Below are 25,590 nucleotides of genomic sequence, written 5' to 3'. Positions count from 1 at the left end.
ACTCGAATCAATTCGACTAGGCTCGATCGCATGACCGAGAACACAGGCACCACCGAGACTCCGGGGGAGCTGCGCGTCGGCGTCGTCGGCCTCGGCTTCGCCGGCACCACCCACCTCGACGCCTTCCAGGCCCTCCCCGGCGCGCGCGTCGTCGCCCTCGCCGGCCAGGAGGAGGAGCGCCTGCGCGAGCTCGGCGCCACCCGCGGCGTCCCCGACCTCTACGCCGACTGGGAGGAGCTCGTCGCCCGCGACGACCTCGACGTCGTGTCGATCGGCGTCCCCAACCACCTGCACCACCCGATCGCCGTCGCGGCCCTCGCCTCGGGCAAGCACGTCTTCTGCGAGAAGCCGCTCGCCACCACCGCAGAGCTCGCCGCCGAGATGGTCGACGCGGCCCGCGCGAACGACCGTGTGCTCGAGATCGCCTACAACCACCGCCGCCGCGCCGACGTCGCCTACCTGCGCACCTACCTCGACGACGCCCCGCTCGGCGAGATCTACCACGCCCGCGCGAGCTGGCAGCGGCGCACCGGCATCCCGGGCATCGGCTCCTGGTTCACCAGCAAGGAGCTTGCCGGCGGCGGCCCCTTGATCGACCTCGGCTCGCACGTCCTCGACATCGCGCTGCACCTGCTCGGCGAGCCGCGCGTGACCAGCGTCTCCGCGGTCGCGTACGGCGAGATCGGCCGCTCCGGCCGCGGCGGGCGCCCGCACGGCGTCGCCGCGACCGGCACCCACGCGTTCGAGGTCGAGGACTTCTCCAGCGCGCTGCTGCGCCTCGACAACGGCCGCAGCCTGCAGCTCGACGCGTCGTGGGCGAGCTACTCGAAGGTGCACGAGGACATCGAGGTCGAGCTGCTCGGCTCGGCCGGCGGCGCCCGTCTGCACGTCGCCGACTACGCGACGGAGGGGACCCTCACGTTCTACTCCGAGGTCGCCGGTGCCCCCACCACCTCCCGCCCGGACGTCCCGGTGCCCGCCGGGCACCACCGCTCGGTGATCGCGGAGTTCCTGGCCGCGATCGCCTCGGGAGCCGACGCCCCCGCCGGCGGACCCCGCTACGCCGGCCACTACGGCGACTACGCGCTGCACCGCAGCCGGGTGGTCGACGCGATCTACCGCTCCGCCGCCGAGAAGAAGGAGGTGGCGGTCGCATGAGCGCTCCCCTCGAGGTCCTGGTCTGGAACGAGTTCCGCCACGAGACGCGCGGCGACGAGACCGTGATGCGGCACTACCCCGACGGCATCCACCGCGTGATCGCCGACGGGCTGTCCGAGTCGCTCGGCGACGCCGTCTCGGTGCGCACGGCCACCCTCCCCGAGCCCGAGCACGGGCTGACGGAGGAGGCGCTCGCCAAGACGGACGTGCTGCTCTGGTGGGCGCACATCGCGCACCCGGAGGTGTCGGACGAGGTCGTGCAGCGGGTGCTGCGGCACGTGCAGGAGGGGATGGGCATCCTGATCCTGCACTCCGGGCACTACTCGAAGATCTTCCAGGCGCTGATGGGCACGACCTGCTCGCTCAAGTGGCGGAACGACCACGACCGCGAGCTGGTCTGGACGATCGCGCCGACGCACCCGATCGCGGAGGGCGTGCCCAGCCCGATCGTCATCCCCGAGCAGGAGATGTACGGCGAGTACTTCGACATCCCGGTGCCGGAGGAGACCGTCTTCCTCTCGACGTTCTCCGGCGGCGAGGTCTTCCGCTCCGGAGTGACCTACACCCGGGGGCTGGGCAAGGTGTTCTACTTCTCGCCCGGCGACCAGGACTACCCCGTCTACCACCACCCCGACATCAAGCGGGTGCTGGCGAACGCGGTGCAGTGGGCGCGGCCCCGGCGCGAGCGCACCCCGCTCACGGCCGATCACCACCCCCGCGGCTGGTTCGAGTCCTGACCCCTCCCGCGAGATGCCACTTGTGACCGCCTTTCACGGCGTGTCGCGTGCACAAGTGGCATCTCGCGGGGGTCACGGGGTGCGGCGGGCGACCAGCGCGCGCAGGGTCGCGACGCCGAGGGCGGCGACGACGAGGGCCGTCGCCGGGGTGCGGAGCGAGACGGCGGGCAGCATCAGCGCGCTGGTGAAGACGCCCTGGGCGTAGTCGAGCATCTCGAGCGGGTAGCGGGCCAGCACCCGCGTGCCCGCGGCGGCGGAGACGGCGGTGACCAGCACCGGCCCGACCCAGAGCACGGCGAGGCTCACGATCCAGGCGATCACGCGGCCGGCGGAGAGGACCCCGCACCAGGCGAGGGCGAGGCCGGCGAGGATCCCCGGCAGCCACTGCACCGCGTTCAGCAGCGCGAGGCCGGCGCCCGACCCGTCGCGGCTGAGCGGAGCGACCACACCGGTCAGCCAGCCGCCGGCGGTCACCGCCGCGAGCGCGATCGCGATCGTCGCGCCCGGCCGCGGCGCCCGCGCGATCAGCACCAGGATCAGCGCGCCGACCGCGATCGCCCCCACGGTGCCGGCCGTGATCGCGCCGAGGTAGAGACCTGACCAGCGGTCCTCCCGCAGCCCGGCCGCCACGGTCAGCGCCGACTGCGCCAGGGCGATCGCCTGCACGCCGACGGCACCGAGCGCGGCCCCGAGCGGACCCAGGCGGCCACGGCCGAGCCGCGCGGCGAGCCCGGCGAGCGCGGACCCGGTCACGATCACCGAGACGATCAGCGTCAGCGAGTACTGGCTGAAGGGCAGCAGCGCGAGCGGCATCTCCTCCGGCGCCACGTCGGTCGCCCACAGGTTCTGCAGCGGCAGCCGCAGTCCGGTGAGCAGCCACGGCAGCAGCCCGAGCACCCCGGCGGCGGCTCCGACGCCGAGACTCGGGAGCAGGCGCGGGCGGTCGACGGGTGCGGCGGAGGAGGTCACGCGCCCATCCTCGCGCGAGTGCTGTCCCGAGCGGGCGGTTCGTGCGACTGTGGTGGTCCCCCTGCGCATCCCGCACCGTCGCGCCCGCCCGAGCGCACCGCACCCCACACGAGAGGAGGGCCGCCGTGGCCCTCGACCAGACCGTCCGCTCCTCCGCGGCCGAGCTCGACCGGCTCGACCCGCTCGCCGGCTACCGCTCCTGCTTCGTCGGCGCGGACGACCCGGCCCTCCCCGCCTACGTCGACGGCAACTCGCTCGGCCGCCCGCTGAAGGTCCTCACCGAGCGCTACGCCGCGTTCGTCGAGCAGGACTGGGGCCACCGCCTCATCCGCGGCTGGGACGACAGCTGGTTCCAGCTGCCGCTGACCCTCGGCGACCGCCTCGGCTCGGCCGTGCTCGGCGCCGCTCCCGGCCAGGTCGTCGTCGGCGACTCGACCACGGTCTCGCTCTACAAGCTGATCCGCACCGGACTGAGCGCGCGGCCCGATCGCCACGAGATCGTCATCGACCGCGGCAACTTCCCGACCGACCGCTTCGTGGTCGAGGGCATCGCCGCCGAGACCGGCGCGACGATCCGCTGGATCGAGACCGAGTCCGGCAGCGGAGTGACCCCCGAGGACGTCCGCGCGGTCGTCGGCCCCGACACGGCCGTGGTCGTGCTGAGCCAGGTCGCCTACCGCTCCGGCTACGCCGCCGACGTCCCGACCATCACCGGCATCGTGCACGAGCATGGCGCGCTGGTGCTCTGGGACGTCTGCCACTCGGTCGGCGTGCTGCCGATCGAGCTGGACGCCTGGGGCGTGGACCTCGCGACGGGCTGCACCTACAAGTACCTCAACGGCGGGCCGGGCGCGCCCGCCTTCCTCTACGTGCGCCGCGAGCTGATCGCCGGCGCCGCGCAGCCGATCCAGGGCTGGATGGGCGTGAAGGACTCGTTCCGGATGGGGGAGTCGTACGACCCCGCCGACGGGATCCGCCGCTTCCTCAGCGGGACGCCGCCGATCGTCGGGATGCTGGCGATGCAGGCGATGCTCGACCTGATCGAGGAGGCCGGACTGCCCGCGATCCACGCCAAGTCGATCGCGCTGACCGCCTTCGCCGTCGAGCTCTTCGACGAGCACCTCGCCCCGCTCGGCGTGGAGCTGTCGACCACGCGCGAGCCCGCCCGCCGCGGCGGTCACATCACCGTCGACCACCCGGACTTCGCCGCGATGGTGCCGGTGCTGTGGGAGCGCGGGATCATCCCGGACTTCCGGACGCCGAGCGGGATCCGCCTCGGGCTCTCGCCGCTGTCCACGTCGTTCGCCGAGGTCGAGATCGTCGTCACGGCGGTCCGCGACCTGCTCCTGGAGGGGGCGCGCGACGACTCCCGAGAGGCTCACGGCGGCGCGTGAGCGACGTGCTCGAGCTCGTCGCGCGCGAGCCGGACGAGTGCTTGCGCTACGGGGACGCGCCCGAGCAGATCGCCGAGCTGCACCGGGGCGCGGGCCGCGGGCTCGTGCTGATCGTGCACGGCGGCTTCTGGCGCGCGCGCTGGGACCGCGCGCACGCCCGTCCGCTCGCCGCCGCACTCGCTGACGCGGGCTGGTCGGCGCTGCTGATCGAGTACCGCCGGGTCGGCGATCCGGGCGGCGGCCTGCCCGGCACGGTCGACGACGTCCGCGCGGCGATCGCGGCGCTCCCGTCGCTCGTCCCCGCCGAGCAGCGCCCGCGCACGGTGCTGCTCGGCCACTCCGCGGGCGGCCACCTGGCCGTCTGGTCGCAGGCCGCGCACCCGTCCCCGCACGTCGACGCCGTCGTCTCGCTGGCCGGAGTGCTCGACCTGCGCGCTGCCGCCGACGAGCGCCTGGGCGACGGCGCCGTCGCGGAGATGCTCGGGCCGGACGGCCGGCTGGACGACCTCGACCCCGCGCAGCTCCCCGCCCCGCCGATGCCGACGGTGCTGCTGCACGGCGACCGTGACGACGAGGTCCCGATCGAGCAGGCGCGCCGGTACGCCGCAGCGCACCCGTCCGCGCGCCTCGTCGAGCTCCCGGACGCGGACCACTACGCCCCGATCGACCCGCGCACCCCCGCCTTCGCCGCCCTCCTGGCCGTCCTCGCCACCCTCCCCGCGCGCCACTGAGGCCGGCCGGCCCCGAGAGGTGCGGCGAGGTGCCCGCGAGAACGTGAGCGGCCCCGCATCGCGCGCCGGTATGCCAGCCCCCTTTCCTTGCGGGCGCGAGGGGGACTTTGCTGTCTTCGTGACGAAGCCCGAGAAGTATCGGGACGTCGTGTCGTTCCCTCACGCGGGTTCGAGTGCTCGTGGCCGAGGCGCGAGCAGCCACGAGATCCGGAGCCTCGGGGAACTGCGCCAGGAGGATGACCGTGACCAGGTACGACTTCACCGCGACCGCCGAGCGGGACGGGCGATGGTGGCTCGTGACCATCCCGGAGCTCGACTCGGTCGGGTAGGCCAGGACGGTCGGCGAGGTGAACGCCGTCGCTCGCGAGGTCGCTGCCCTCTTCCTGAACGTGCCGGAGGAGGAGGTGCGCGTCACGGTCACCGTGCACGTGACTCCCGCCGCCGGGGCGGCGTGGCGCGAAGACGGTGGGGACGGCTTCGGGATCCGATGAGGGGGCAGGGCTCCCATGCTGGTCGAGTAGCCCCGCAGGGGCGTATCGAGACCCGCCCATCCTCAGCAGAGCGGTCTGCAGACTCGTCCTTCTGACGGTGGTGGATCTCGATACGCCCTCTGCGAGGGCTACTCGATCAGCAGGGACGGCTCCGCGCGGAGACGGTGAGCGACCCGCGAGGCGGCGGGTTCCGTCGCTAGAGGGCCGGCGGGTAGAGGAAGAGGGGGACCTGCGCCGTGGGGAAGGTGCGGGTGACGTAGCTGTGGCGGCCGCCGTAGTTGTACTCCTCGAGGAGCACGGTGCCGTCGTCGTTGACCTTCTGGACGTAGGAGACGTGGTTGTAGGTCCACCAGGCGACGCAGCCGACGATGGGCACCGCGCTGGTGGCCCAGCCCTTCGCGGCCCAGTTGTCCGGCCACTCCCAGGCGCTGCCGCCCATCGGGGTGATGTTGCCCCAGGTGTACTTCCAGGGCGCGGCGGTCGCGCCGGCGTCGCGGTTGAGGCGCCAGGCCACGAAGTCGACGCACTCGCGGTAGTAGTAGCCGAGCGGCGAGAGTCCGCCGCCGTCGTCGTCGATCGTCTCGGAGGGCCACGGGTAGTCGTCACCGACGGCGCGGGTCTGCACGGTGCTGAAGCCGCCGCCGTTCGAGTTCTGGAGCACCGCCGCCTGGCGGCTGGCCTCGTCGAGCTGCGCCTGGGTGGGGGCGGCGAACGCGTCGCGGACGGCGGTCTGCCCGGCCGCCTCCGACGAGACGGTGAGGTTCTGCAGGCCGACCCGGTTCGCTGCGGTGCCGCCCGCCGTCGCGGCGGTGCTGCGGGCGCCGTAGGCGGGGAGGGCCGCGGTGGCGAAGAGACCGCCCACGATGGAGAAGGTGGCGAAGCCGAGGGTGCGGCGGCTGAGCGAGCCGGTGCGGGCGGGCGCGGGTCGCGGGGGAGCGGCGGCGGCGGGCGCCGGCTGCGCAGGAGCGGTGGCGGCCGGCTCGACCCGGGCCGGGGCGATGCGGGCGGGCGCGATGCGGGCGGGCGCGGCGCCGGCCTCAGCCCGGGCCGGCTGCGCGAGGGCGGCGGCCTCGGCGGCGCGCGCCTCGCGGCGGGTGAGGTGCACGGGCGCGGGGGAAGAGGTGTCGGGACACTCCTGCGGGACGGGAATGCCAGTGGTCGACACGCGTGCGCTCTCCTCGGGTGGGGGACTCGGGGCCGGCGCAGCGGGGGCTGCGAGCCGATCCAGGGCGCCGGCAGGGCCCGGCGACGTGTCACTCTAGCCCGCACCCGCCCGGTAACGGAATGATCACGGTCGAACTCGTCGCTCGGCGTCGCCCCCCGGACGGACCCCGGTGGGAGGATGGAGCGACAAGGGAAGGAGCCGTCCATGACCGAATCCACCCCCTCCGGACCCGTGCTCGTCGGCGTCGTCGACGGGCAGCGTCCCGAGGTCGTCCGCACCGCCGCCGGGCTCGCCGCCGGGCTCGGTGCTCCACTGCTGCTGCTCACCGTGGTCGGCGATCCGTACCTCGTCGGCGAGTACGTCGACCCGATGACGGGCGGGATCCCGGTCGGTCTCGTGCCCCGCTCCGGCGGCGGCGACGACGGCCCCACCGAGCCGCCCGGACTCCGCGCGGAGATCGAGTCCGCCCTCTCGGGCACGGCAGTCGACTGGACGCTGCGCACCGTCCAGGGCGAGCCGGCGCTGGTCCTGACCGATGTCGCCGAGGAGGTCGACGCGCGGATGATCGTGGTCGGCACCCGCGAGGCGGGCATGCTCGCCGGCATCGCCGAGTTCCTCAGCGGCAGCGTCGCCGTCCACCTCGCGCACCGCCAGCACCGCCCCGTGCTCGTCGTCCCCCGCGCGGACGGGGGCACCCGGCGGCGCGTCCCGTGGGCCACGGGGGAGTGACCGGCCCGCTGCCCGCGACGCCGTCGCCCGCTCCGCCGTCGTCCGCGACGCCGTCGTCCGCGCCGCCGCTGCACCTGCGGCCGAGCGCGATCCTCCTGGTCGCCGCGGGCGGCGCGGTGGGCACGGCCGCCCGCTACGGGACCGCGCTCGCCCTGCCTCCGCTCGGCGCCGTCCCCGTGGCGACGATCGTGGTCAACCTCGTCGGCGCCTTCCTGCTCGGCCTCCTGCTCGCCGGCCTCGCGCGCCGCGGACCGGACGCCGGCCGGCGCCGCACGCTCCGCCTCCTCCTCGGCACCGGTGTGCTCGGCGGCTTCACGACATACAGCACCTTCTCCCTCGACACCGCGGCGCTCCTCGAGGGCGGTCGCTGGGCCGAGGTCCTCCTCTACGCAGGCGGCACCCTCGTGCTCGGCACCCTCGCCGCGGCGCTCGGCGTCCTGCTCGCGGGTCGGCGCCACGAGAGCCCGGCGTGATGACGCAGCCGCTCCTCCTCCTCTGCGTCGCCCTCGCGGGCGGCGTCGGCGCCGCGGCCCGGCTCGTCCTCGACGGAGTGGCCCGCGCGGTGATCCCCGTGCGCTGGCCGGTGGGGACGCTCCTCATCAACGTCTCCGGCTCGCTGCTGCTCGGGATCGTCACGGGGCTCGCCCTCGGCGGGCGCCTCGACGAGACCTGGCGACTCGTCCTCGGCACCGGCGTCCTCGGCGGCTTCACGACGTTCAGCACGGCGAGCGTCGAGGCGGCGCGGATGCTGCTCGAGCGGCGCTGGGCGGCCGGACTCGGCTACGGGCTCGGGATGTGGGCGGCGGCGCTCGCTGCGGCCGTCCTCGGCGTGGCCCTCACGGGTGCGGTCCTGCCTCCAGTATGAGATGAAGTGTCTCAACAAGGCGGTCCACGCGAGTTCCAGTCCCGCGGTTGAGCCCCCCTTCGTGGGGGTCGAGGGCCTCTGAGGGCTCTTCGCGGACCTCCTGCGCCGAGGCGCGGGTCAAGATATCCGGTGTGACAACGGTGGGTGGTCTGCGGGAGCTGCGGCTCGCCGTCGTCGACGACCAGCCGCTCTACCGCCAGATGCTCGCGTCGCTCCTGCGCGGGGTGCCCGGCGTCCGGAGCGTCGTCGAGGCGTCCTCCGCGGCGGAGGCGCGCCGGCGGATCCGGCCCGCCGAGGTCGACGTCGCCGTGATCGACATCGAGCTGGGCGACGGCGACGGGATCGAGCTCGGCCGCGAGCTGCGCGCCGCCGACCCCGAGCTGGCCGTCGTGCTGCTCTCCGCGGTCGACTCGATGCACCGCTTCCTCCGGCTCGGACGTGCCGAGGTGCGCGGCTGGAGCTACCTCTCGAAGACCTCCTCGCTCACCTCCGGCGCGCTGATGACGGCGATCCGGGCGACCCTTGACGGCCGGACCGTGCTCGATCCCGCCCTGGTCGCCGCGCGCACCGCCCGCCGCAGCTCGCCCGTCGATGCTCTCAGCCGCCGCCAGTACGAGGTGCTCGTCGCGCTCTCCTCGGGGCTCACGAACGCGGCGATCGCGGAGCAGCTCGGCATCGCGGTCCGCTCGGTCGACAACCACGTCAACGCCCTCTACGGCGCGCTCGGCCTGCGCTCCGACGGCGCGCGCAACCCGCGGGTGGACGCGACCCTGCTGTTCCTCGAGCACACGCGATGACGCCGGGGGACGCCGTCCGGCCGCTGCGCGCGGACGCCGCGGAGGACAACCGGGTCCTCTGCCGGATCGTCGCCCTGCTCGGCGGCGTGCTGGCGGTGCTCGCGGCGCTGCAGGCGGTCTTCGCCCTGGGGATGCTGTCGCAGACGGTGCGCGGGATCGAGGGCGGTCCGGTCCTCGACGTCGTCGTGCGCGTGGTCTGCAACACCACGGCGATCGGGCTCGCGGTGGCCCTCGTCGCCGCCCTCCGCCCCGAGCGCCGGGCCCGCGCCGGGCGGCTGCTGATGACCGTCGGGATCGCGGTCGCCGTCGCCCTCGTCCGTGTCGGGCTGCAGCTGATCACCGGGATCTATCCGCCGACCGCGCTCGATGCGCTCGTGGTGGAGCTCGCGGTCGGAGCGGTCGTGGTCGGCCTGATCGTGTCGTTCGGCTTCCTGCTCGTCGAGGCGACCCGACGCGTGCGCGAGAAGGAGCGGGAGCGCGCCCGGGTGCTGCTCCAGGCCGTCGACGCCGTGCAGGCGCTGCAGCAGGAGGAGCTGCGGGTGCGCCGCGAGGTCGCGCAGGGGCTGCACGGGCGGCTGCAGAACACGCTCGTGCTGCTGGCGGCCGAGCTGCGCGTGCTCGCCGCGGCGGCCGATCCGGAGGCTCCCGCGGGCGTGCGCGCCGACGTCCCCGCCGAGCGGCTCAGCGGTCTGGCGACCCGGCTCGACGAGCTGCGCGAGCAGGAGGTCCGCGCGGTCAGCGGGGCGCTCTACCCGGTCGACATCGAGCACGGGCTGGTGGCCGCCGCCCGCGATCTGATCTCGCGGCTGCCGCCGGAGATCGCGGTCGACCTCGACGTGCACGAGGACTACCCGGATCTGGAGGAGCGCGGAGTGGCCCTCGAGCAGCGGGTGCTGCTGGTGCGACTGATCGAGGAGGCGCTGACCAACGCGCTCAAGCACGGCGGCGCCCGCGCGGTCCGGCTGCACCTCGACGTCGATCGCGGAGAGTCCGAGCACTCCGTGATCGTGGGTCTCGACGACGACGGCGGCGGACTCGCCGCGCGGCCGGTGCTCTCGGGGCTCGAGCGGCTGTCGCGCCAGTTCGCGGTCTACGGAGGATCGATCGAGCTGGCGCCGTCGGCCGCGCTGGGCGGCGCGCGCCTCGCCGGTCGGCTGCCGCTGCGCCCGGCGGCGTGACGCGGCGGCGGGGAGGGGGCCTCGGCCCGCCTCCCCGCCGCTGTCGGCTCTGCGCCGTCGACTCGGGGTCTGTCGGCCCCGCGCCCGCCGTCAGCCCTTCGGCGGCGTGTAGAACTGGAGGTCGTTGCCCTCCGAGTCCTTGAAGGGCAGGATGCGGCCCCACTCGTGGTCGCTGATCTCACCCTCGATCGAGGCTCCGCGGGCCTTCAGCCGCTCGAGCTCCTCCTCGATGCTGCCGTCCGGCTGGAACGAGACGACCGCCCCGCCACTCGCCGAGACGGAGGCCGACTCGCGGGCGTTCAGCCCGATCATCAGTCCGCCCGCGTCGAGCTCCGACCAGTCGCTCGAGGTGCTCATCAAGTCGAGGCCGAGGGTGTCGCGGTAGAACGCGACCGCCCGCTCCATGTCCTCGACCGGCACCCATACCGTCGCCACTCCTGCTGCCGCCATGATCCGGTCTCCTTCGATCGATGTTCCCGTCCGCTCACGCTAGGACCGCGTCCCGCGGCGGCTGCGGCGTCCCCACCGTTCGTCCAGGCGGCGACGCGGGATCTGCCAGCGGACGGCGCGGACATCCTCAGCATCGCGGGCGGGAAAGGGGTTGCTTCCGGTGGATCGGGCGCAATCGGAGCAGCTCCCGTCGGGGGTTCCCGCAGAACATCAGCCCGGAGCGGGGCTCATCGCCCCTCGGCGATGACGGACGCTCTCAGCTGATGTTCTGCGCTCGATACGCTGGAAGGAGACCGCGGTGGAGGGCATCGGCGCCCGCCGCGCCCGCCGACCGCCGCTCGAAGGGACTCCCGTGACGACGCCCGCATCGACTCCGCCCCGCCCGACCGAGCCCGGCGACCGGACGCCTCGCCTGCGCGTCGTCGCCGCGACGCCGATCAGCGACGAGCTGATCGCCCGAGTGGTGGAGCTGGAGCCGCGGATCGACTTCGTCGCCGATCAGAGCCTGCTGCCGCCGATGCGCCACCCGGGCGATCACGGCGGCGATCCGGCGTTCGAGCGGACCGCGGAGCAGCAGGCCGCGTTCGAGGAGCTGGTCGACTCGGCCGAGGTCCTCTACGGCATCCCGGGCGAGGATCCTGCCGCGCTCGCCCGCACGGTCGCCGCGAACCCGGGGCTGCGCTGGGTGCAGACGATGCCCGCCGGCGGCGGCGCGCAGGTGAAGAAGGCGGAGCTGAGCGAGGAGCAGCTGGCGCGGGTCGCGTTCTCGACCTCCGCCGGCGTGCACTCCGATCCGCTGGCCGAGTTCTCCCTCTTCGGGCTGCTGGCCGGCGCGAAGACGCTGCCGAGACTGCAGGAGCTGCAGGGCCGGCGGGAGTGGGGCTCGCGCTGGACGATGGGGCTGCTCTCGGAGCAGACGATCCTGATCGTCGGGCTCGGCACCATCGGCCGGGCGACCGCGCAGAAGCTGTCGGCGCTGGGCGCCCGGGTGATCGGGACGAGCCGGCACGAGAGCGAGGTGGAGCACGTCGACGAGATCGTGCAGCCCTCGGCGATCGCGGAGGTCGCCGGGCGGATCGACGGCGTCGTCGTCACCCTGCCCGGGACGGAGCAGACCGAGAAGCTGGTCGGGGCGGACTTCTTCGCGGCCCTGCGCCCGGGAGCGACGCTCGTCAGCGTCGGCCGCGGCACCGTGATCGACGAGGACGCGCTGCTCGAGGCGCTCGAGGACGGCCGGGTCGGCTTCGCGGCGCTCGACGTGGTCGCCCAGGAGCCGCTCGCCGAGGACAGCCCGCTCTGGAATCACCCGAGCGTGCTGCTCAGCCCGCACACCGCGGCGCTGAACGCGGCCGAGGACCGCCTGATCGCCGAGCTCTTCGCCCGCAACGCAGGTCGCTTCCTCGACGGCGAGGAGCTGATCAATCGGGTCGACACGGTCGAGTTCTACTGACGCCTGCCCCTCCGGAGCGCTCCGAGAGCCCTCCACAGCCGCCGATCCGGCGCGAAAGCACGTGAGGAAGCCGGTTTCGCTCTCGCGCGCGCCTCCGACGCCCTACCGTTGCACTATGGCGTCCACCGATACACCCGAACCCGCCCCCCAGGCCGACGGCGCGACCGCGCCCGCCGCCGACAGCACCGCCCCGGCCGCGCCGGCAGCCGAGACCGGCCCCTCCCTGGTCTTCTCGGACCTGGGTCTCAGCGACCCCGTCCTCAAGGCCCTCAAGGAGGTCGGCTACGAGACGCCCTCGGCGATCCAGGCCGCGACGATCCCCTCCCTCCTGTCCGGCCGCGACGTCCTCGGCGTCGCGCAGACCGGCACCGGCAAGACGGCCGCGTTCGCGCTGCCGATCCTCTCCCGCCTCGACGTCTCGCAGAAGACGCCGCAGGCCCTCGTGCTCGCGCCCACGCGCGAGCTGGCGCTACAGGTCTGCGAGGCGTTCGAGCGCTACGCGTCCGGCCTGCGCGGCGTGCACGTGCTCCCCGTCTACGGCGGCCAGGGCTACGGCACGCAGCTCTCGGCGCTGCGCCGCGGCGTCCACGTCGTCGTCGGCACGCCCGGCCGCATCATGGACCACCTCGAGAAGGGCACGCTCGACCTCTCGCACCTCAAGTACCTGGTGCTCGACGAGGCCGACGAGATGCTCAAGATGGGCTTCGCGGAGGACGTCGAGACGATCCTCGCCGACACCCCGGTCGAGAAGCAGATCGCGCTGTTCTCGGCGACCATGCCGTCGCAGATCCGCCGCATCTCGCAGAAGTACCTGAAGGACCCGGAGGAGATCACGGTCAAGGCCAAGACCACGACCTCCGCGAACACCACCCAGCGCTACCTGATGGTGTCCTACCCGCAGAAGGTCGATGCGCTGACCCGCATCCTCGAGGTCGAGAACTTCGAGGGCATGATCGTCTTCGTCCGCACCAAGAGCGAGACCGAGACGCTCGCCGAGAAGCTGCGCGCCCGCGGCTACACGGCCGCCGCGATCAGCGGAGACGTCGCCCAGGCCCAGCGCGAGCGCACCGTCGAGCAGCTGAAGTCGGGCAAGCTCGACATCCTCGTCGCGACCGACGTCGCGGCCCGCGGTCTCGACGTCGATCGGATCAGCCACGTCGTCAACTACGACATCCCGATCGACACCGAGTCCTACGTGCACCGCATCGGCCGCACCGGCCGGGCCGGCCGCAGCGGTGCCGCGATCAGCTTCGTGACCCCGCGCGAGCGCCGCCTGCTCTCGGCGATCGAGAAGGCGACGCGCCAGCCGCTGACCGAGATGCGCCTCCCGAGTGTCGAGGACGTCAACGTCACGCGCCTGTCCCGCTTCGACGACGCCATCACCACGGCGCTGGCCGACCGCGAGCGGCTCGACCGGTTCCGCGACATCATCGGCCACTACGTCGAGCACCACGACGTGGTCGAGTCGGATGTGGCCGCCGCGCTGGCGATCGTCGCCCAGGGCGACGAGCCGCTGCTGCTCTCGCCGGACGACCCGCGCTTCCGCCGCGAGGACAGCCGCGGCGACCGCCCCGAGCGCTCCGACCGGTCCTCGTACGACAACGACCGCGAGCGTCCGGAGCGCCGCCAGCGCTCGTCGAACAGCAACCTCGCGTCGTACCGGATCGAGGTGGGCCGCCGCCAGCGCGTCGAGCCGCGCCAGATCGTCGGTGCGCTCGCGAACGAGGGCGGGCTCAACCGCGGCGACTTCGGGCACATCGACATCCGCCCGGACTTCTCCATCGTCGAGCTGCCGGCCGACCTGTCGCAGGACGTGCTCGACCGCCTCGCCGGCACCCGCATCAGCGGCCAGCTGATCGAGCTCAAGCCCGACCGCCGCCCCAGCCGGGCCGGCGCCGACCGCGGCGGCCGTCCCTCCGGCCCGTCCCGCTCGACCGACCGCCCGGAGCGCAAGCCCCGCTACTGAGCCCAGCCCCCTCTCCTCCGCGAGATGCCACTTGTGCACGCCTTCCACGGCGTGTCGCGCACACAAGTGGCATCTCGCGGAGGTGTTTCACCGGCGTCAGAGGACGTCGGCGTCGGCCAGGGTCTCGGGGCGCAGGAGTGCGCGCGCGCCGACGATCTCGACGCCGATCAGGTGCCCGGCGGCATCGAAGTCGAGGATGATCTCCCCGAATCCGTGCGGGTCGGCGATGTCGTGCACCTGCTGGACGGACTCGCCGGCCTCGGGCTCACGCCCGACGGGCAGGTAGGCGGCGTTCGCACTCGGGTCGTATCGGATCCTCATGACGCTCCACGGTGCCCTCTCCTCCCGCGAGATGCCACTTGTGCGCGCCTTTCGCGGCGTGTCGTGTACGCAAGTGGCATCTCGCGGAGGCGCGGGAGGCGGGGGCGCGGGGAAGGGAGGGCGCGGGTCAGCGGCGGAGGACTCGGCGGGCCAGGACGTTGCCGAGCAGCTGGACGAGCTGGACGATGACGATGATGACGAGCACGGCGGCCCAGGTGACGACCGGCTCGAACTGGCGGTAGCCGTACTGGATCGCGAAGGTGCCGAGACCGCCGGCGCCGATGTAGCCCGCGACGGCGGACATGTCGATGATCGCGACGAAGACGAAGGTGTAGCCGAGGATCAGCGGGCCGAGCGCCTCGGGCAGCAGGACGGTGCGGACGATCCGGAACCGGCTCGCTCCGACCGAGCGGGCGGCCTCGATCACGCCGGGCTGCACGGTCAGCAGGTTCTGCTCGACGATGCGGCCGATGCCGAACGCGGCGGCGAGCGAGAGCGTGAAGATGATCGCGTCGGTGCCGATGCCGGAGCCGACCACGAGGCGGGCGAGCGGCTGAGCGGCGGCGATGAAGATGATGAACGGGATCGGCCGGAAGACGTTGACGATCACGTTCAGCAGGCCGAAGACGACGCGGTTGGCGTAGAGCGCTCCGCCGCGGGTGACGGCGAGACCGAGCCCGATCAGCAGACCGCCGAGCCCGCCGAAGAGCAGGCTGAAGGCCACGATGTAGAGGGTCTGCCCGGTCGCCTCGGCGAGCTGGGGCAGCAGGGGGACGAGCTCGTTCATCGGGGCACCTCCGTGAGGGCGACGCGGGCGCCGAGTCGGGCCAGCAGGGGGTCGATCACGTCGTCGGCGGCGTCGAGCGCGACGGTGAGGTGGCCGAAGGCGCGTCCGCGCACGTCGGTGATGCCGCCGTAGACGAGCTCGAGCGGGACCCCGGCCTGCGCGATCTCGGCGAAGACCTCGCCCTGCGAGGCGGAGCCGTCCGAGAAGGACAGCGTGACGAGCCGGCCGGGGTGGCGCGCGCGCAGCACCGCCGCCTCCTCGGGCGAGGGCACGGTGCGGACGACGGTGGAGACGAAGCGGCGGGTGACCGCCTCCCTCGGCGCCGAGAACACGTCGAAGACGGGGCCGCGCTCCACGATGCGCCCCGCCTCCATCACGGCGACCTTGGTCGCGAGCTGCTGGACGACGTCCATCTCGTGCGTGATGACGACGATGGTGACGCCGAGCTCCTCGTTGATGCGGCGCAGGAGCGCGAGCACCTCGCCGGTGGTGTCCGGATCGAGCGCGCTGGTGGCCTCGTCTGCCAGCAGGATGCGCGGCGACGCGGCGAGGGCGCGGGCGATGCCGACGCGCTGCTTCTGGCCGCCGGAGAGCTGCTCCGGGTGGCTGCGGGCCTTGTCCGAGAGGCCGACGAAGCGGAGCATCTCGTCGACGCGAGCACGCAGCTCGGCGCGGGGAGTGCCGGCGACCTGCAGCGGGTAGGCGACGTTCTGCTCGACGGTCTTGGAGCCGAACAGGTTGAACTGCTGGAAGATCATGCCGATCCCGAGCCGCAGGCGGCGCAGCTCCCGCTCGGGCAGGCCGACGATCTCGCGGCCGTCGATCTCGATGCTGCCGCCGGTGGCGGGCTCGAGGGCGTTGATCAGGCGCGCGAGCGTGCTCTTGCCGGCTCCCGAGTAGCCGATCACGCCGTAGACGTCGCCGGCCTCGATGTCGAGGCTGACGCCGTCCACGGCGGTCAGGGCGGACGCGCCGCGCGCGAGCGGCGGGTAGACCTTGCTCACGTCGGCGAGGCGGATGAGCGGCACGGCGCTTCCTTCACTGCTGGGGGTCGGCACTGCTGGGGATCGGCATGGCCGGGAACGGGCACAGCCGCGCGGCCGGCGCTGCCGAGTGGGCGCTGCCGGCCGCGCGGACGCGGCGGGGGAGGGGGAGGCGTCAGCCCTGGGCCGAGGCGTCGGCCTCGACGGTGGCGAGGGTCGACTGGAGCTCCGCGGCGGGGGTGGTCGCGAAGACGGCCGTGCCGCCGGACTGCTCGGAGACGCCGTCGAGCACGTCCTGCGAGCCCTGGTAGACCTCGACGAGCTTCAGGTACGTCTCGTTCTCGGCGTCGTCGGCGCGGGCCGCGAACACGTTGACATAGGGCACCGCGGTCGGGTCGCTCGGGTCGTCCTGGGTGATGGCGTCGGCGGCCGTCAGGCCCGCGCCCTCGAGGTAGTCGTTGTTGACGACCGCGGCGGCGACGTCGGGGAGCGAGGTCGGGGTGAGCGCCGCGTCGAGCGCGGTGACGGTGACCTTCGAGGCGTCGGTGTCGATGTCGTCGAGGCCGGAGAAGGCGCTGCCGCCGTCCTTCAGCTCGATCAGGCCGGCCGACTGCAGGACGAGGAGCGCGCGGGCCTGGTTGGTCACGTCGTTCGGCACGGCGACGCTCTCGCCCTCGGGGATGTCCTCGACGCTGTCGTACTGGGTCGAGTAGAGGCCGAGCGGGTAGATCGCGGTCGCGCCGATCGGCACGAGGTCGGCGTCGGCGGAGGTGTTGTACTGCGCCAGGTAGACCAGGTGCTGGAACTGGTTGAGGTCGATCTCGCCCTCGGTCAGCGCGGGGTTCAGCTGGTTGTAGTCGGTGAAGTCGACGATCTCGACGTCGATGCCCGCGTCCTCCGCGGCCTGCTCGTAGGTCGCCCAGTAGGGGTCGCTCGCGCCGACCACGCCGATGCGGACGGTGTCGTCGTCCGCGCCGCCGGCGGCCGAGCAGCCGGCGAGGAGGAGGGCGGAGGCGGTGATCGCGGTGGTCGCGAGGAGCGTGCTGCGCAGGGACATGCGGTGGATCCTTCCGTGGAGAGGGATCCGGGCGGCGTCCGCGCCGGGCGGTGCTGGTCACCGCCGGCGCTGCGACCGGCCTCCGGTCGCTCGACGCCGCGACTGCGCGGATCCCGGGGTCCACGGTACGCAGGGGAACGCCGGGCGCGCGAAACGTGCCCGTAACACGGCGACTTCCGCGGGGGAGGACGCGCTGTGGAGGAGAGCTGAGGGGCGGGTCAGCCCGCGAGGGCCCGGTCGTCCGACTCCGCCGCCAGGGCCTCGTGCTTGGCGAGGCGCGCGGCGATCGCGTCGCGCTCGGCCCGGAGCGAGGCGATGGTCGGCTGGTCCAGGCGCGGGTCGGCCAGGTCGGCGAACGGGCTCGACGTGCCGGTGCGGGCCGAGACGAGTGCCGAGTAGGCCTTCGTCGCGGAGCGGAGCTCGGACGCGGCGCGTGCGATCTTGCTCGGCTTCGACGACTTGTCGCCGACGAGAGCGGCGTGCTTGTCGAGGGCGGCTACCAGCGCGCGATGTGCCGCGTCAATCTTCTTGCTCATGCAGGAAGTATGGCGCAGGATCGCCTCTCGAGGCGACGCCCCCGAGGCGCCCACTCCGGCCCCCTCCCGACCGCCCGTCCGCCCACGCGTCCGTCCGCTCCGCGAGATGCCACTTGTGCGCGGGATCGTCGGCGTGTCGCGTGCACAAGTGGCATCTCGCGGGGGTGAAGGGACGGGGGTCGGCGTCAGGGGAGCGGGGTCAGGGTCCAGGCGCCGTCGGTGCGGAGGGCGACGACGCCCGGGAGGGTGGCGTCGACGACGCGCGCGAAGGCGGTGGTGTCACCGAAGGTCTGGCGGGTGCCGGCGGTGCCGAGCACGCGGCCGGAGAGCGAGTCCTCGCTGCTGGCCGGGCCGTAGGCGACGTCGAGGCGCTCGACGTCGTCCGAGAACGCGAGCACCGCGGAGCCGCTGCCCGACTGCTCCCCGGACACCTCGGGCAGGTCGTTCCAGCTGCGCAGGGTGAGCGTCCACGGGCCGTCGGCCTGCACGAGGAGCGACTGGTCGACCGGATCGGCGGCGACGGTCTCGAGGAGCCACGCCGACTCCGTCCCCGCCGCAGCCTCGCCGACCGGAGTGCTGCGGCCGGGCGCCGACACGGTGACGGGCCCGGTGCAGGCCGAGCAGTCGAGCCCGACGACCACCGCGAAGTCGCCCTGCCGCTGGTACGAGACGTCGACCGTCCCCGCGGCCGAGACGCTCGCCGTCGTCCCTTCCGCGATACCGCCGACGCCGATCGCCGCCGGCCCGGGCTCCTCCGCGACGCACCCGCCCAGCAGGAGCGCGGCGCCCGCGAGGACCGCCCCGGCAGTCCCTCGTCGTCGCACGGCCCCAGCCTGCCACCGCCCGCGACGCCATGTCGGTGGCGGGAGGCACACTCCCGCCTGACGGGTGGCGGCATCCGGCGCCGCACCCCCGCGGCGACGGCGGCGGCGACAGAATGGAGCAACGGGATGGAACGCGGAACCGGGAGCGGGTGGAGCCGATGACGATGCAGTTCGACGTCCGACTGATCGGGGCGGGAGCGCCCGAGGGGGAGCTCGAGGCCGACGATCTGCTGGCCCTGGTCGAGAGCCTGAAGGAGCTGGCGTCCAAGATCGGACGTGTCGAGACGATGGCGCACCAGGTCGGCCGCGTTCCGCAGCGGACTCGACGGGTCGCCCGCCTCATGGTCGGGCTGGCGCCGGGGAGCACGACGGTGCGGGTCCACCGGGCCGGTACGCCCGACGCCCTCGACTTCGAGAGCGAGGAGGAGACGGCGTTCGACGAGACGCTCGCAGCCCTCTTCGAGAGCATCGCGCGGAACGATCGACCGCACTGGGTCGGCGACCCCCTCGCGCTGGCGACCGCTCATCTGGTCAGCGCTCTCCAGCAGGCGGCGCAGCACGTCGAGTTCTCGGTCGACGGGCGCACGCACGGCTCCGTCGCGACCCGCTCGCTGCGCCGCGACCTCTGGCAGGCGCCTCGCAGGCAGGGCTCGGATCGCGTCGAGGTGACGGGGCGGCTCTACTCGGCCAATCTGCACACCCATCGCTTCCGCCTCGAGGACGCGGCGGGGTCGAGGATCGACCTCTCCTCGGTCGTCGACGACACGGCGGTCGCGCGTCTGCTGGACTCGATCGTCGTCGCCGTCGGCGTCCCCGAGTACGACTCGGACGGCGGACTCGTCTCGGTGCGGAACGCCTCGGTCTCCGGCATGGGCGACTCCCTCGTCGATCCCCTCGCCGGTGCTCTCGTCCCCTCGGTCGTGCCTCTCGAGGAGATCCTGGCGTCGGCCCCCGGTCCGGACCCCGGACACGCGATCGCGCTCTCCGACGACGAGTTCGACTCGTTCCTGCGCGCGGTCCGAGGATGAGCGACTCGGGCCCGGTCCTGATCGACACCGACGTCTTCAGCCGCCTCTTCGTCCGTCGGCCGCCGGCGGCCCTCCCGGGCGACGTCACCGTGTCGTGGCGACGGGCGCTCCGGGGTCGGCGGGTCGTCGTCTCCTTCCAGTCCCGGGTGGAGCTCCTGCAGGGCGCCGCCGCGGCGAGCTGGGGCGCGAGCCGGACGGACGCGCTGCGATCGCTCCTCGACGGCACGCCCACGATCGGCGTCGACGACGCGGTCATCGAGGCGCACGTGGCTCTGTTCGCCGCGTGCCGACGGATCGGGCATCCCCTGCACGACAAGCGGCACACCGGCGACCGGTGGGTCGCGTCCTGCGCGATGGCGAAGGGCCTTCCCCTCCTCGCCGGAGACGGGGTCTACCGCGGAGTGCCAGGTCTGGGCTTCCTCGACCTGGGGGAGGGGCCGGGGACGGTCGGGTAGCCCCGGCCGAAGGGGGCCCGGCTCCTCTCCGCACCCGCCGCGTCGGAGCGGGGGCGTCAGACCGGGCCGGTGCCGCCGGGGGTGCGCCGGACGGGGGTGGACTCGGAGCGGTGGGCGGCGCTGGTGGAGACGGCGGTGAGGACGCGCTGGACCTCGAGGGCGTCGGCGAAGGTGGGGGTGGCGGGGGTGCCGGCGGCGATCGCCTCGACGAGGTCGACGACCTGGTGGGTGAAGAGGTGCTCGTAGCCGATGCCGTGGCCGGTGGGCCACCAGGCGTCCATGTAGGGGTGCGACGGCTCGGTGACCTGGATGGTGCGGAAGCCCTGGGCGTCCTCGGGGTCGCGGCCGTCGTAGTACTCGAGCTCGTTCATCCGCTCGAAGTCGAAGGCGATCGAGCCGGTCTCGCCGTTGATCTCGATGCGGTTGGCGTTCTTCCGGCCGGTGGCGACGCGAGTGGCCTCGAAGACGCCGAGGGCGCCGCCCTCGAAGGAGGCGGTGAAGGCGGCGGCGTCGTCGACCGTCACCGGACCGCGGGGGGCATCGGCACCGGCACGCCCGCCGAGTCCGACCTGCTCGGCGAGCACCGGCCGCTCGGTGGTGAAGGTGCGCAGCACCGCGGAGACGGAGGTGATCGGCGTGCCGGTCAGCCACTGGGCGCTGTCGATGATGTGCGCGCCGATGTCGCCGAGCGCGCCCGAGCCGGCCTTGGCGGCGTCGAGGCGCCAGGTCAGCGGGGCCTCGGAGTCGCTCAGCCAGTCCTGCAGGTACTGGGCCCGGACGTGCCGGATCGCGCCGAGGCGTCCCTCCTGGACGAAGCTCCTGGCCAGCGCGAGCGCGGGGGTGCGGCGGTAGCTGAAGCCGCACATCGCGACGCGACCGGAGGCGGCGGCCGCGGCGGTCATCCGCTCGGCCTCCTCGACGGAGTTGGCCAGCGGCTTCTCGCAGAGCACGTGCTTGCCGGCCTCGAGGGCGGCGATCGCGATCTCGGCGTGGGTGTCGCCGGGGGTGCAGATGTCGACGAGGTCGATGTCGTCGCGGGCGATCACCTCGCGCCAGTCGGTCGACGACTCGCTCCAGCCGAGGGTCTGGGCGCGCTCGGCGGTGCGCTGCGGGTCGGTGCCGACCAGGACGGCCAGCTCGGGCCGCAGCGGCAGCGGGAAGAAGCGGGGGGCGGTGCGCCAGGCGTGCGAGTGGGTCCGGCCCATGAAGGCGGTCCCCACCATCGCGACGCGCAGTGCTCTGTCGTTCGACATCGTCGTCCTTTCGTCGGCGGGACGACCCTGTCATGCCCGTGCGCGGCTCCGCCAGCACTTTCTGACCCGCGGGAGGGTCCGGCGGAGGGCATCGACGGCCGAAGGTCACGATCCGGTTGCGGCCCGAAGGGGATTCATAGGGTCGGAGAGCGCTCTATAGGGAGACACCATGTCTCGACACGACGGACGACACGCCGTCAGATGTCGCGTAAACCCGCGGATCCCAGGGCTGACGCGGGCGTCGATCACGTTACGAAGCGCTGAGGGACCGCCCGGATCTCCTTCGAAACGGCTCAGAACTTTTGGTTGACCCGCGACTTAAGTGACTGTAGCTTCGTCCGCATGGTCACCGCAGACCCCAGCAGCCCCGCTGCCCAGCCTCTTTCCCGCACCCCGGACACCGCATCAGAGCTGCTTCTGCAGATGCGCGGAATCGTCAAGGTCTTCCCCGGAGCACGAGCCCTCGACGGCGTCGATCTCGACGTCCGCCCGGGCGAGGTGCACTGCCTCCTCGGTCAGAACGGGGCCGGCAAGTCCACGCTGATCAAGACGCTCGCCGGCGCCCACCAGCCCACCGAGGGCGAGATCCTCGTCGACGGCAAGGTCGTCACGATCCCCTCGCCGACGGCCGCTCTCGCGCTCGGCATCGCCACGATGTACCAGGAGCTCGACGTCGTCGACGGCCTCTCCGTCGCCGAGAACATCTACCTCGGCCACGAGCTGTCCCGCGGCGGCTTCACCGCCCGGCACAAGGCCGCGAAGATCACCCGCGAGCTGATGGAGCGCCTCGGCCACCCCGAGATCACGCCGCACCGCGAGGTCGGCAGCCTCTCGGCGGCCGGCAAGCAGATCGTCCAGATGGCCCGGGCCCTCTCGCACGACGCGCGGGTCATCATCATGGACGAGCCCTCCGCGGTGCTCGACTCCGAGGAGGTCGAGAACCTCTTCCACGTCGTCCGCCAGCTCACCGCCGACGGCGTCGCCATCGTCTACATCTCGCACCGCCTGGAGGAGATCCGCGCCATCGGCGATCGGATCACCGTCATCAAGGACGGCGCGACGGTCGCGAAGAACCTCGCCGTCGCCGACACCCCGACCGCGCAGCTGATCACGCTGATGACCGGCCGCGCCGTCGAGTACGTCTTCCCGGACCGCCAGGAGCTGCCGGCCGAGGCCGAGACGCTGCTGAAGGTGGAGAACCTGGGGCTGCGCGGCTCGTTCGCCGACGTCTCGCTCGAGATCCGCGCCGGCGAGGTCGTCGGCCTCGCTGGCCTCGTCGGCTCCGGCCGCTCCGAGATCCTCGAGACGATCTACGGGGCGCGACGCGCCAGCACCGGCACCGTCAGCGTGGCGGGCAAGCGGCTGCGCGCCGGCTCGGTCAGCTCGGCGGTCGACGCCGGCATCGGCCTCTGCCCGGAGGAGCGCAAGAGCCAGGGCCTGCTCCTGGACGAGCCGGTCTACCGCAACATCACCCTCTCGACCTTCGGGCGCTTCGCCAAGAGCGGCTTCCTCGACGAGCGCTCCGAGCGCGCCGCGGCGGCCGAGCAGGCGGTCGCGCTCGACCTCCGCCCGCACGGCGTCGACCGCGACGCGCGCACCCTCTCCGGCGGCAACCAGCAGAAGGCGCTCCTCGCCCGCTGGCTGGTGCGCGGCTGCCGGGTGCTGCTGCTCGACGAGCCGACCCGCGGCGTCGACGTCGGGGCGCGGGCCGAGATCTACACCCTGATCCGGGACCTCGCGACCAACGGCGCCGCCGTGCTCGTGGTCTCCAGCGAGATCGGCGAGGTCCTCGGGCTCTCGGACCGAGTGCTCGTGATCTCCGACGGCGCCGTGGTCCACGAGGGCCCCGCCGATTCGATCGACGAGCACCGCGTGCTCGATCTCGTCATGGAAGGAAGTGCAGCGTGAGCGGACAGCTCGACACCGCGTCGCCGTCGATCGGCGGTCCTCAGGAGGACCCCGGTCGGCACGCGTCGGCGGCGACCGGCGGACCCCGCGGCGGGACCCCGCCGAAGGACGCCCGCTCTGGGCTCCGCGGGATGATGGGCGGCTCGCTCGGCCGGAACATCGGGCTGGTGCTCGCGCTGGTCATCCTCTGCATCGTCGGCTTCGCGACCGCGGGGGAGCGCTTCGCCAGCATCGACAACGTGCTGACGATCCTCCGCCTCGCCGCCGTCATCGGCGTGCTGAGCATCGGCATGACCTTCGTCATCACCTCGGGCGGCATCGACCTCTCGGTCGGCTCGGTGATGGGGCTCGCGACGGTGTGGGCGAGCACGGTCTCGACGCAGTACTACGCCGCCAACACCTCCTGGCTGGTCATCGTCCTCACCGCGGTCCTCGTCGGCCTGGTCTGCGGATTGATCAACGGAGCGCTGATCGCCTACGGCCGCGTCGTCGCCTTCATGGCGACGCTGGCGATGCTCGTCGCGGCCCGCGGCTTCGCCGAGCTGATCTCGAACCGGCAGACGCAGATCGTCACCGTCGACCCGTTCCTCGACTTCTTCCGCGCCGACGTGCTCGGCATCCCGGTGCTCGTGCTGATCTTCGCGCTCGTCGCGGTGGCCGGCTGGATCCTGCTCAACCGCACCACCTTCGGCCGCCGCACCATCGCGGTCGGCGGCAACCCGGAGGCGGCCCGACTCGCCGGCATCAAGGTCCGCCGGCACACCATGTACGTCTACGGCCTCGCCGGTCTGACCGCGGGCATCGCCGCGGTGATGATGCTCGCCCGCACCACGGCCGGCTCCTCCACCAACGGCACGCTCTACGAGCTCGACGCCATCGCGGCGGTCGTCGTCGGCGGCACCCTCCTCGCCGGAGGCCGCGGCACCATCGTCGGCACCGTCTTCGGCGTCCTGATCTTCACGACCCTCACCAACGTCTTCACGCAGAACAACATGTCGACCTCGGCCCAGGCCGTCGCGAAGGGCGCGATCATCGTCGCCGCCGTCCTGCTGCAGCAGCGCTTCGCCGCCCGCGGCAAGTCGTGACCCGGGGCCGCCGGCCCCCGCAGCATCCCTCTCTTGCACTGACAGCACCCACCTCGACCATCCCGGTCACCCTCCGCAGGCACCGCTGTGCCCTGCGGCCCCTCATGGATCCATCGAAGGAGATCACTTCCATGTCCGTTCGCCACCCCTCCGGCACCCGCCTCGGCCGCACCGCCCGCCTCGGCACCGCCGGATTCGCCTTCGGCGCCGTCGCGCTGATGCTCACCGGCTGCATCTCCAACGCCCCCGTCGAGACCGGGAACGCCGGTGGCGGCGGCACCGCGGCCGCCGTCGCCTCCTCGGACAACGACGCCTCGGGCGACACCGTGGTGATCGGCTTCACCGCCCCCGCCGCCGACCACGGCTGGATGGGCGCGGTCAGCCGCGCCGCGCTCGCCGAGGCCGAGAAGTACGACGACGTCGAGCTGCGCACCGCGGAGGGCACCAACGACGTCAACCTGCAGATCAGCCAGGTCGAGACCTTCATCAACGACGGCGTCGACGCCATCGTGCTGCTGCCGATCGACGGCGCGGCGCTCACGGAGGTCGCCACCGAGGCGATGGACGCGGGCATCACCGTCATCAACGTCGACCGCGAGTTCTCCAGCCCGTTCGCCGCCCGCTCGACGGTGCTCGGCGACAACTACGGCATGGGCGTCAGCGCCGGCACCTACCTCTGCGAGGAGCTCGGCGACAACCCGGACGCCGTGGTCGCCGAGATCGCCGGCATCGACTCCCTCCCGCTGACCCAGGACCGCAGCCAGGGCTTCGCCGACGCGCTCGCGGGCTGCGGACTCGACGTGGACAACCGCGTCGCCGCCGACTTCACCGTCCAGGGCGGCGAGCAGGCCGCGGCCAACCTCCTCCAGGCGGCGCCGCAGATCGACGCGATCTGGAACCACGACGACGACCAGGGCGTCGGCGTCCTCGCGGCGATCGACACCGCCGGCCGCGACGAGTTCATCCTCGTCGGCGGCGCCGGCTCGGCGAACATGATGCGCGAGATCGAGGCCGACGACTCCGTGGTCAAGGCCACGGTCGTCTACCCCTCGACCCAGGCCGCGGACGGCATCAAGCTCGCCCGCCTCATCGAGCAGAACAAGTCGATGAGCGACACCACCTCGCTCGGCGTCCCGCGCCAGATCCAGCTCTTCGCGCCGGTCGTCACGAAGGACAACGTCTCCGAGTACCTGCCCTCGGCCTTCGAGTCCTGATCCACCGACTCGACCCGACAGACCCGCCGGCGCGGGGGAGACCTCGCGCCGGCCCCGGA

27 protein-coding genes are annotated in these 25,590 nt (G+C 73.1%); 17 read left to right on the top strand and 10 right to left on the bottom strand.

Going from position 1 to position 25,590, the window contains the following annotated elements; all coding sequences use genetic code 11:
• The first annotated feature begins 30 nt into the window (after nucleotides 1–30).
• Both HQQ82_RS12100 and HQQ82_RS12095 read left to right on the top strand, forming a co-directional pair.
• Complete coding sequence (locus HQQ82_RS12100; RefSeq protein ID WP_173233478.1) at nucleotides 31–1,158, top strand: Gfo/Idh/MocA family protein; 1,128 nt, start codon at nucleotides 31–33, stop codon at nucleotides 1,156–1,158.
• Nucleotides 1,155–1,895: a ThuA domain-containing protein gene (locus tag HQQ82_RS12095; RefSeq protein ID WP_173233477.1), complete on the top strand. Its 741-nt coding sequence runs from the start codon at nucleotides 1,155–1,157 to the stop codon at nucleotides 1,893–1,895. Before HQQ82_RS12100 ends, HQQ82_RS12095 begins: the two co-directional genes overlap by 4 nt.
• Before the next feature lie 72 nt (nucleotides 1,896–1,967).
• Here HQQ82_RS12095 and HQQ82_RS12090 read toward each other — a convergent pair whose 3' ends face one another.
• Entirely contained in the window at nucleotides 1,968–2,864 is an 897-nt protein-coding gene (locus tag HQQ82_RS12090; protein WP_173233475.1) for a hypothetical protein, read from the bottom strand.
• 125 nt (nucleotides 2,865–2,989) lie between these two features.
• On the opposite strand from HQQ82_RS12090, the gene HQQ82_RS12085 reads away from it, so the two are divergent.
• The 3 genes from HQQ82_RS12085 (at nucleotide 2,990) to HQQ82_RS12070 (ending at nucleotide 5,480) form a co-directional block, all read left to right on the top strand.
• A complete protein-coding gene (locus HQQ82_RS12085; protein ID WP_173233473.1) occupies nucleotides 2,990–4,258 on the top strand; it encodes an aminotransferase class V-fold PLP-dependent enzyme in 1,269 nt (422 codons plus the stop codon).
• On the top strand, nucleotides 4,255–4,989 hold the full coding sequence (locus HQQ82_RS12080) for an alpha/beta hydrolase (RefSeq protein WP_173233471.1): 735 nt from the start codon (nucleotides 4,255–4,257) through the stop codon (nucleotides 4,987–4,989). Before HQQ82_RS12085 ends, HQQ82_RS12080 begins: the two co-directional genes overlap by 4 nt.
• Before the next feature lie 347 nt (nucleotides 4,990–5,336).
• Nucleotides 5,337–5,480 carry a hypothetical protein gene (locus HQQ82_RS12070; protein ID WP_173233470.1) on the top strand — a complete coding sequence of 48 codons (144 nt, stop codon included), beginning with the start codon at nucleotides 5,337–5,339 and terminating at the stop codon, nucleotides 5,478–5,480.
• A gap of 196 nt (nucleotides 5,481–5,676) precedes the next feature.
• Here HQQ82_RS12070 and HQQ82_RS20620 read toward each other — a convergent pair whose 3' ends face one another.
• Entirely contained in the window at nucleotides 5,677–6,645 is a 969-nt protein-coding gene (locus tag HQQ82_RS20620; RefSeq protein WP_173233468.1) for a CHAP domain-containing protein, read from the bottom strand.
• Between the two features lie 204 nt (nucleotides 6,646–6,849).
• On the opposite strand from HQQ82_RS20620, the gene HQQ82_RS12060 reads away from it, so the two are divergent.
• From HQQ82_RS12060 to HQQ82_RS12040, 5 genes are all read left to right on the top strand, one after another.
• A complete protein-coding gene (locus HQQ82_RS12060; protein WP_173233466.1) occupies nucleotides 6,850–7,374 on the top strand; it encodes a universal stress protein in 525 nt (174 codons plus the stop codon).
• A complete protein-coding gene (locus tag HQQ82_RS12055; RefSeq protein ID WP_367947923.1) occupies nucleotides 7,371–7,847 on the top strand; it encodes a CrcB family protein in 477 nt (158 codons plus the stop codon). The genes HQQ82_RS12060 and HQQ82_RS12055 overlap by 4 nt, the downstream gene beginning before the upstream one ends.
• The gene (locus HQQ82_RS12050) at nucleotides 7,847–8,239 is read left to right on the top strand and encodes a CrcB family protein (RefSeq protein ID WP_173233464.1); all 393 of its coding nucleotides are present in this window, start codon (nucleotides 7,847–7,849) and stop codon (nucleotides 8,237–8,239) included. The genes HQQ82_RS12055 and HQQ82_RS12050 overlap by 1 nt, the downstream gene beginning before the upstream one ends.
• 131 nt (nucleotides 8,240–8,370) lie before the next feature.
• A complete protein-coding gene (locus tag HQQ82_RS12045; RefSeq protein WP_367947924.1) occupies nucleotides 8,371–9,036 on the top strand; it encodes a response regulator in 666 nt (221 codons plus the stop codon).
• Entirely contained in the window at nucleotides 9,033–10,214 is a 1,182-nt protein-coding gene (locus HQQ82_RS12040; RefSeq protein WP_173233462.1) for a sensor histidine kinase, read from the top strand. Before HQQ82_RS12045 ends, HQQ82_RS12040 begins: the two co-directional genes overlap by 4 nt.
• A gap of 90 nt (nucleotides 10,215–10,304) precedes the next feature.
• On the opposite strand, the gene HQQ82_RS12035 is transcribed toward HQQ82_RS12040, so the two are convergent.
• Complete coding sequence (locus HQQ82_RS12035) at nucleotides 10,305–10,664, bottom strand: VOC family protein (protein WP_173233460.1); 360 nt, start codon at nucleotides 10,662–10,664, stop codon at nucleotides 10,305–10,307.
• Nucleotides 10,665–11,016: 352 nt separating this feature from the next.
• Between HQQ82_RS12035 and HQQ82_RS12030 the strand changes: the two genes are divergently transcribed.
• Together HQQ82_RS12030 and HQQ82_RS12025 are read left to right on the top strand one after the other, a co-directional pair.
• Nucleotides 11,017–12,114, top strand: a complete 1,098-nt coding sequence (locus tag HQQ82_RS12030; protein ID WP_367947925.1) for a D-2-hydroxyacid dehydrogenase — start codon at nucleotides 11,017–11,019, stop codon at nucleotides 12,112–12,114.
• Between the two features lie 115 nt (nucleotides 12,115–12,229).
• Nucleotides 12,230–14,080, top strand: a complete 1,851-nt coding sequence (locus HQQ82_RS12025) for a DEAD/DEAH box helicase (RefSeq protein ID WP_173233458.1) — start codon at nucleotides 12,230–12,232, stop codon at nucleotides 14,078–14,080.
• Nucleotides 14,081–14,176: 96 nt separating this feature from the next.
• Here the strand turns inward: HQQ82_RS12025 and HQQ82_RS12020 are convergent, their stop codons facing one another.
• The 6 genes from HQQ82_RS12020 to HQQ82_RS11995 form a co-directional block, all read right to left on the bottom strand.
• Nucleotides 14,177–14,401 carry a DUF2283 domain-containing protein gene (locus HQQ82_RS12020; protein ID WP_173233456.1) on the bottom strand — a complete coding sequence of 75 codons (225 nt, stop codon included), beginning with the start codon at nucleotides 14,399–14,401 and terminating at the stop codon, nucleotides 14,177–14,179.
• A 127-nt stretch (nucleotides 14,402–14,528) separates the two neighbouring features.
• Nucleotides 14,529–15,188, bottom strand: coding sequence for a methionine ABC transporter permease (locus tag HQQ82_RS12015; RefSeq protein WP_173233454.1), 660 nt, complete (start codon nucleotides 15,186–15,188; stop codon nucleotides 14,529–14,531).
• Nucleotides 15,185–16,216: a methionine ABC transporter ATP-binding protein gene (locus HQQ82_RS12010; RefSeq protein ID WP_173233451.1), complete on the bottom strand. Its 1,032-nt coding sequence runs from the start codon at nucleotides 16,214–16,216 to the stop codon at nucleotides 15,185–15,187. Before HQQ82_RS12010 ends, HQQ82_RS12015 begins: the two co-directional genes overlap by 4 nt.
• A 130-nt stretch (nucleotides 16,217–16,346) precedes the next feature.
• Entirely contained in the window at nucleotides 16,347–17,228 is an 882-nt protein-coding gene (locus HQQ82_RS12005; RefSeq protein WP_173233449.1) for a MetQ/NlpA family ABC transporter substrate-binding protein, read from the bottom strand.
• A 218-nt stretch (nucleotides 17,229–17,446) separates the two neighbouring features.
• A complete protein-coding gene (locus HQQ82_RS12000; RefSeq protein ID WP_173233447.1) occupies nucleotides 17,447–17,764 on the bottom strand; it encodes a hypothetical protein in 318 nt (105 codons plus the stop codon).
• A 185-nt stretch (nucleotides 17,765–17,949) separates the two neighbouring features.
• Nucleotides 17,950–18,588, bottom strand: coding sequence for a hypothetical protein (locus HQQ82_RS11995; protein ID WP_173233444.1), 639 nt, complete (start codon nucleotides 18,586–18,588; stop codon nucleotides 17,950–17,952).
• A 158-nt stretch (nucleotides 18,589–18,746) separates the two neighbouring features.
• Between HQQ82_RS11995 and HQQ82_RS11990 the strand changes: the two genes are divergently transcribed.
• Both HQQ82_RS11990 and HQQ82_RS11985 read left to right on the top strand, forming a co-directional pair.
• Nucleotides 18,747–19,616 carry a hypothetical protein gene (locus HQQ82_RS11990; RefSeq protein ID WP_173233442.1) on the top strand — a complete coding sequence of 290 codons (870 nt, stop codon included), beginning with the start codon at nucleotides 18,747–18,749 and terminating at the stop codon, nucleotides 19,614–19,616.
• Complete coding sequence (locus tag HQQ82_RS11985; RefSeq protein ID WP_173233440.1) at nucleotides 19,613–20,071, top strand: PIN domain-containing protein; 459 nt, start codon at nucleotides 19,613–19,615, stop codon at nucleotides 20,069–20,071. The genes HQQ82_RS11990 and HQQ82_RS11985 overlap by 4 nt, the downstream gene beginning before the upstream one ends.
• Before the next feature lie 56 nt (nucleotides 20,072–20,127).
• On the opposite strand, the gene HQQ82_RS11980 is transcribed toward HQQ82_RS11985, so the two are convergent.
• Nucleotides 20,128–21,324, bottom strand: a complete 1,197-nt coding sequence (locus tag HQQ82_RS11980; RefSeq protein ID WP_173233438.1) for a Gfo/Idh/MocA family protein — start codon at nucleotides 21,322–21,324, stop codon at nucleotides 20,128–20,130.
• Nucleotides 21,325–21,747: 423 nt separating this feature from the next.
• Here HQQ82_RS11980 and HQQ82_RS11975 point away from each other — a divergent pair, with 423 nt between their 5' ends.
• The 3 genes from HQQ82_RS11975 (at nucleotide 21,748) to HQQ82_RS11965 (ending at nucleotide 25,531) form a co-directional block, all read left to right on the top strand.
• Nucleotides 21,748–23,232, top strand: a complete 1,485-nt coding sequence (locus tag HQQ82_RS11975) for a sugar ABC transporter ATP-binding protein (protein ID WP_254071477.1) — start codon at nucleotides 21,748–21,750, stop codon at nucleotides 23,230–23,232.
• 131 nt (nucleotides 23,233–23,363) lie between these two features.
• On the top strand, nucleotides 23,364–24,317 hold the full coding sequence (locus HQQ82_RS11970; RefSeq protein WP_173233858.1) for an ABC transporter permease: 954 nt from the start codon (nucleotides 23,364–23,366) through the stop codon (nucleotides 24,315–24,317).
• Between the two features lie 131 nt (nucleotides 24,318–24,448).
• Nucleotides 24,449–25,531, top strand: a complete 1,083-nt coding sequence (locus HQQ82_RS11965) for a substrate-binding domain-containing protein (RefSeq protein WP_173233435.1) — start codon at nucleotides 24,449–24,451, stop codon at nucleotides 25,529–25,531.
• Nucleotides 25,532–25,590: the final 59 nt, after the last annotated feature.

Source organism: Rathayibacter sp. VKM Ac-2856 (assembly GCF_013205055.1).
GTDB lineage: Bacteria > Actinomycetota > Actinomycetes > Actinomycetales > Microbacteriaceae > Rathayibacter.
The sequence above is the reverse complement of the archived record's forward strand: the minus strand, read 5'-3'. Positions and strand labels throughout refer to the sequence as shown.

Bases quoted from the DNA above. Each gene is read 5' to 3' on its own strand.
- HQQ82_RS11990 (WP_173233442.1), top strand. From the start codon at position 18,747: ATGACGATGCAGTTCGACGTCCGACTGATCGGGGCGGGAGCGCCCGAG.
- HQQ82_RS12060 (WP_173233466.1), top strand. From the start codon at position 6,850: ATGACCGAATCCACCCCCTCCGGACCCGTGCTCGTCGGCGTCGTCGAC.
- HQQ82_RS11970 (WP_173233858.1), top strand. From the start codon at position 23,364: ATGATGGGCGGCTCGCTCGGCCGGAACATCGGGCTGGTGCTCGCGCTG.
- HQQ82_RS12040 (WP_173233462.1), top strand. From the start codon at position 9,033: ATGACGCCGGGGGACGCCGTCCGGCCGCTGCGCGCGGACGCCGCGGAG.
- HQQ82_RS11985 (WP_173233440.1), top strand. From the start codon at position 19,613: ATGAGCGACTCGGGCCCGGTCCTGATCGACACCGACGTCTTCAGCCGC.
- HQQ82_RS11975 (WP_254071477.1), top strand. From the start codon at position 21,748: ATGCGCGGAATCGTCAAGGTCTTCCCCGGAGCACGAGCCCTCGACGGC.
- HQQ82_RS12035 (WP_173233460.1), bottom strand. From the start codon at position 10,664: ATGGCGGCAGCAGGAGTGGCGACGGTATGGGTGCCGGTCGAGGACATG.
- HQQ82_RS12020 (WP_173233456.1), bottom strand. From the start codon at position 14,401: ATGAGGATCCGATACGACCCGAGTGCGAACGCCGCCTACCTGCCCGTC.
- HQQ82_RS12050 (WP_173233464.1), top strand. From the start codon at position 7,847: ATGACGCAGCCGCTCCTCCTCCTCTGCGTCGCCCTCGCGGGCGGCGTC.
- HQQ82_RS11965 (WP_173233435.1), top strand. From the start codon at position 24,449: ATGTCCGTTCGCCACCCCTCCGGCACCCGCCTCGGCCGCACCGCCCGC.
- HQQ82_RS12015 (WP_173233454.1), bottom strand. From the start codon at position 15,188: ATGAACGAGCTCGTCCCCCTGCTGCCCCAGCTCGCCGAGGCGACCGGG.
- HQQ82_RS12095 (WP_173233477.1), top strand. From the start codon at position 1,155: ATGAGCGCTCCCCTCGAGGTCCTGGTCTGGAACGAGTTCCGCCACGAG.
- HQQ82_RS12000 (WP_173233447.1), bottom strand. From the start codon at position 17,764: ATGAGCAAGAAGATTGACGCGGCACATCGCGCGCTGGTAGCCGCCCTC.
- HQQ82_RS12100 (WP_173233478.1), top strand. From the start codon at position 31: ATGACCGAGAACACAGGCACCACCGAGACTCCGGGGGAGCTGCGCGTC.
- HQQ82_RS11980 (WP_173233438.1), bottom strand. From the start codon at position 21,324: ATGTCGAACGACAGAGCACTGCGCGTCGCGATGGTGGGGACCGCCTTC.
- HQQ82_RS12005 (WP_173233449.1), bottom strand. From the start codon at position 17,228: ATGTCCCTGCGCAGCACGCTCCTCGCGACCACCGCGATCACCGCCTCC.
- HQQ82_RS12025 (WP_173233458.1), top strand. From the start codon at position 12,230: ATGGCGTCCACCGATACACCCGAACCCGCCCCCCAGGCCGACGGCGCG.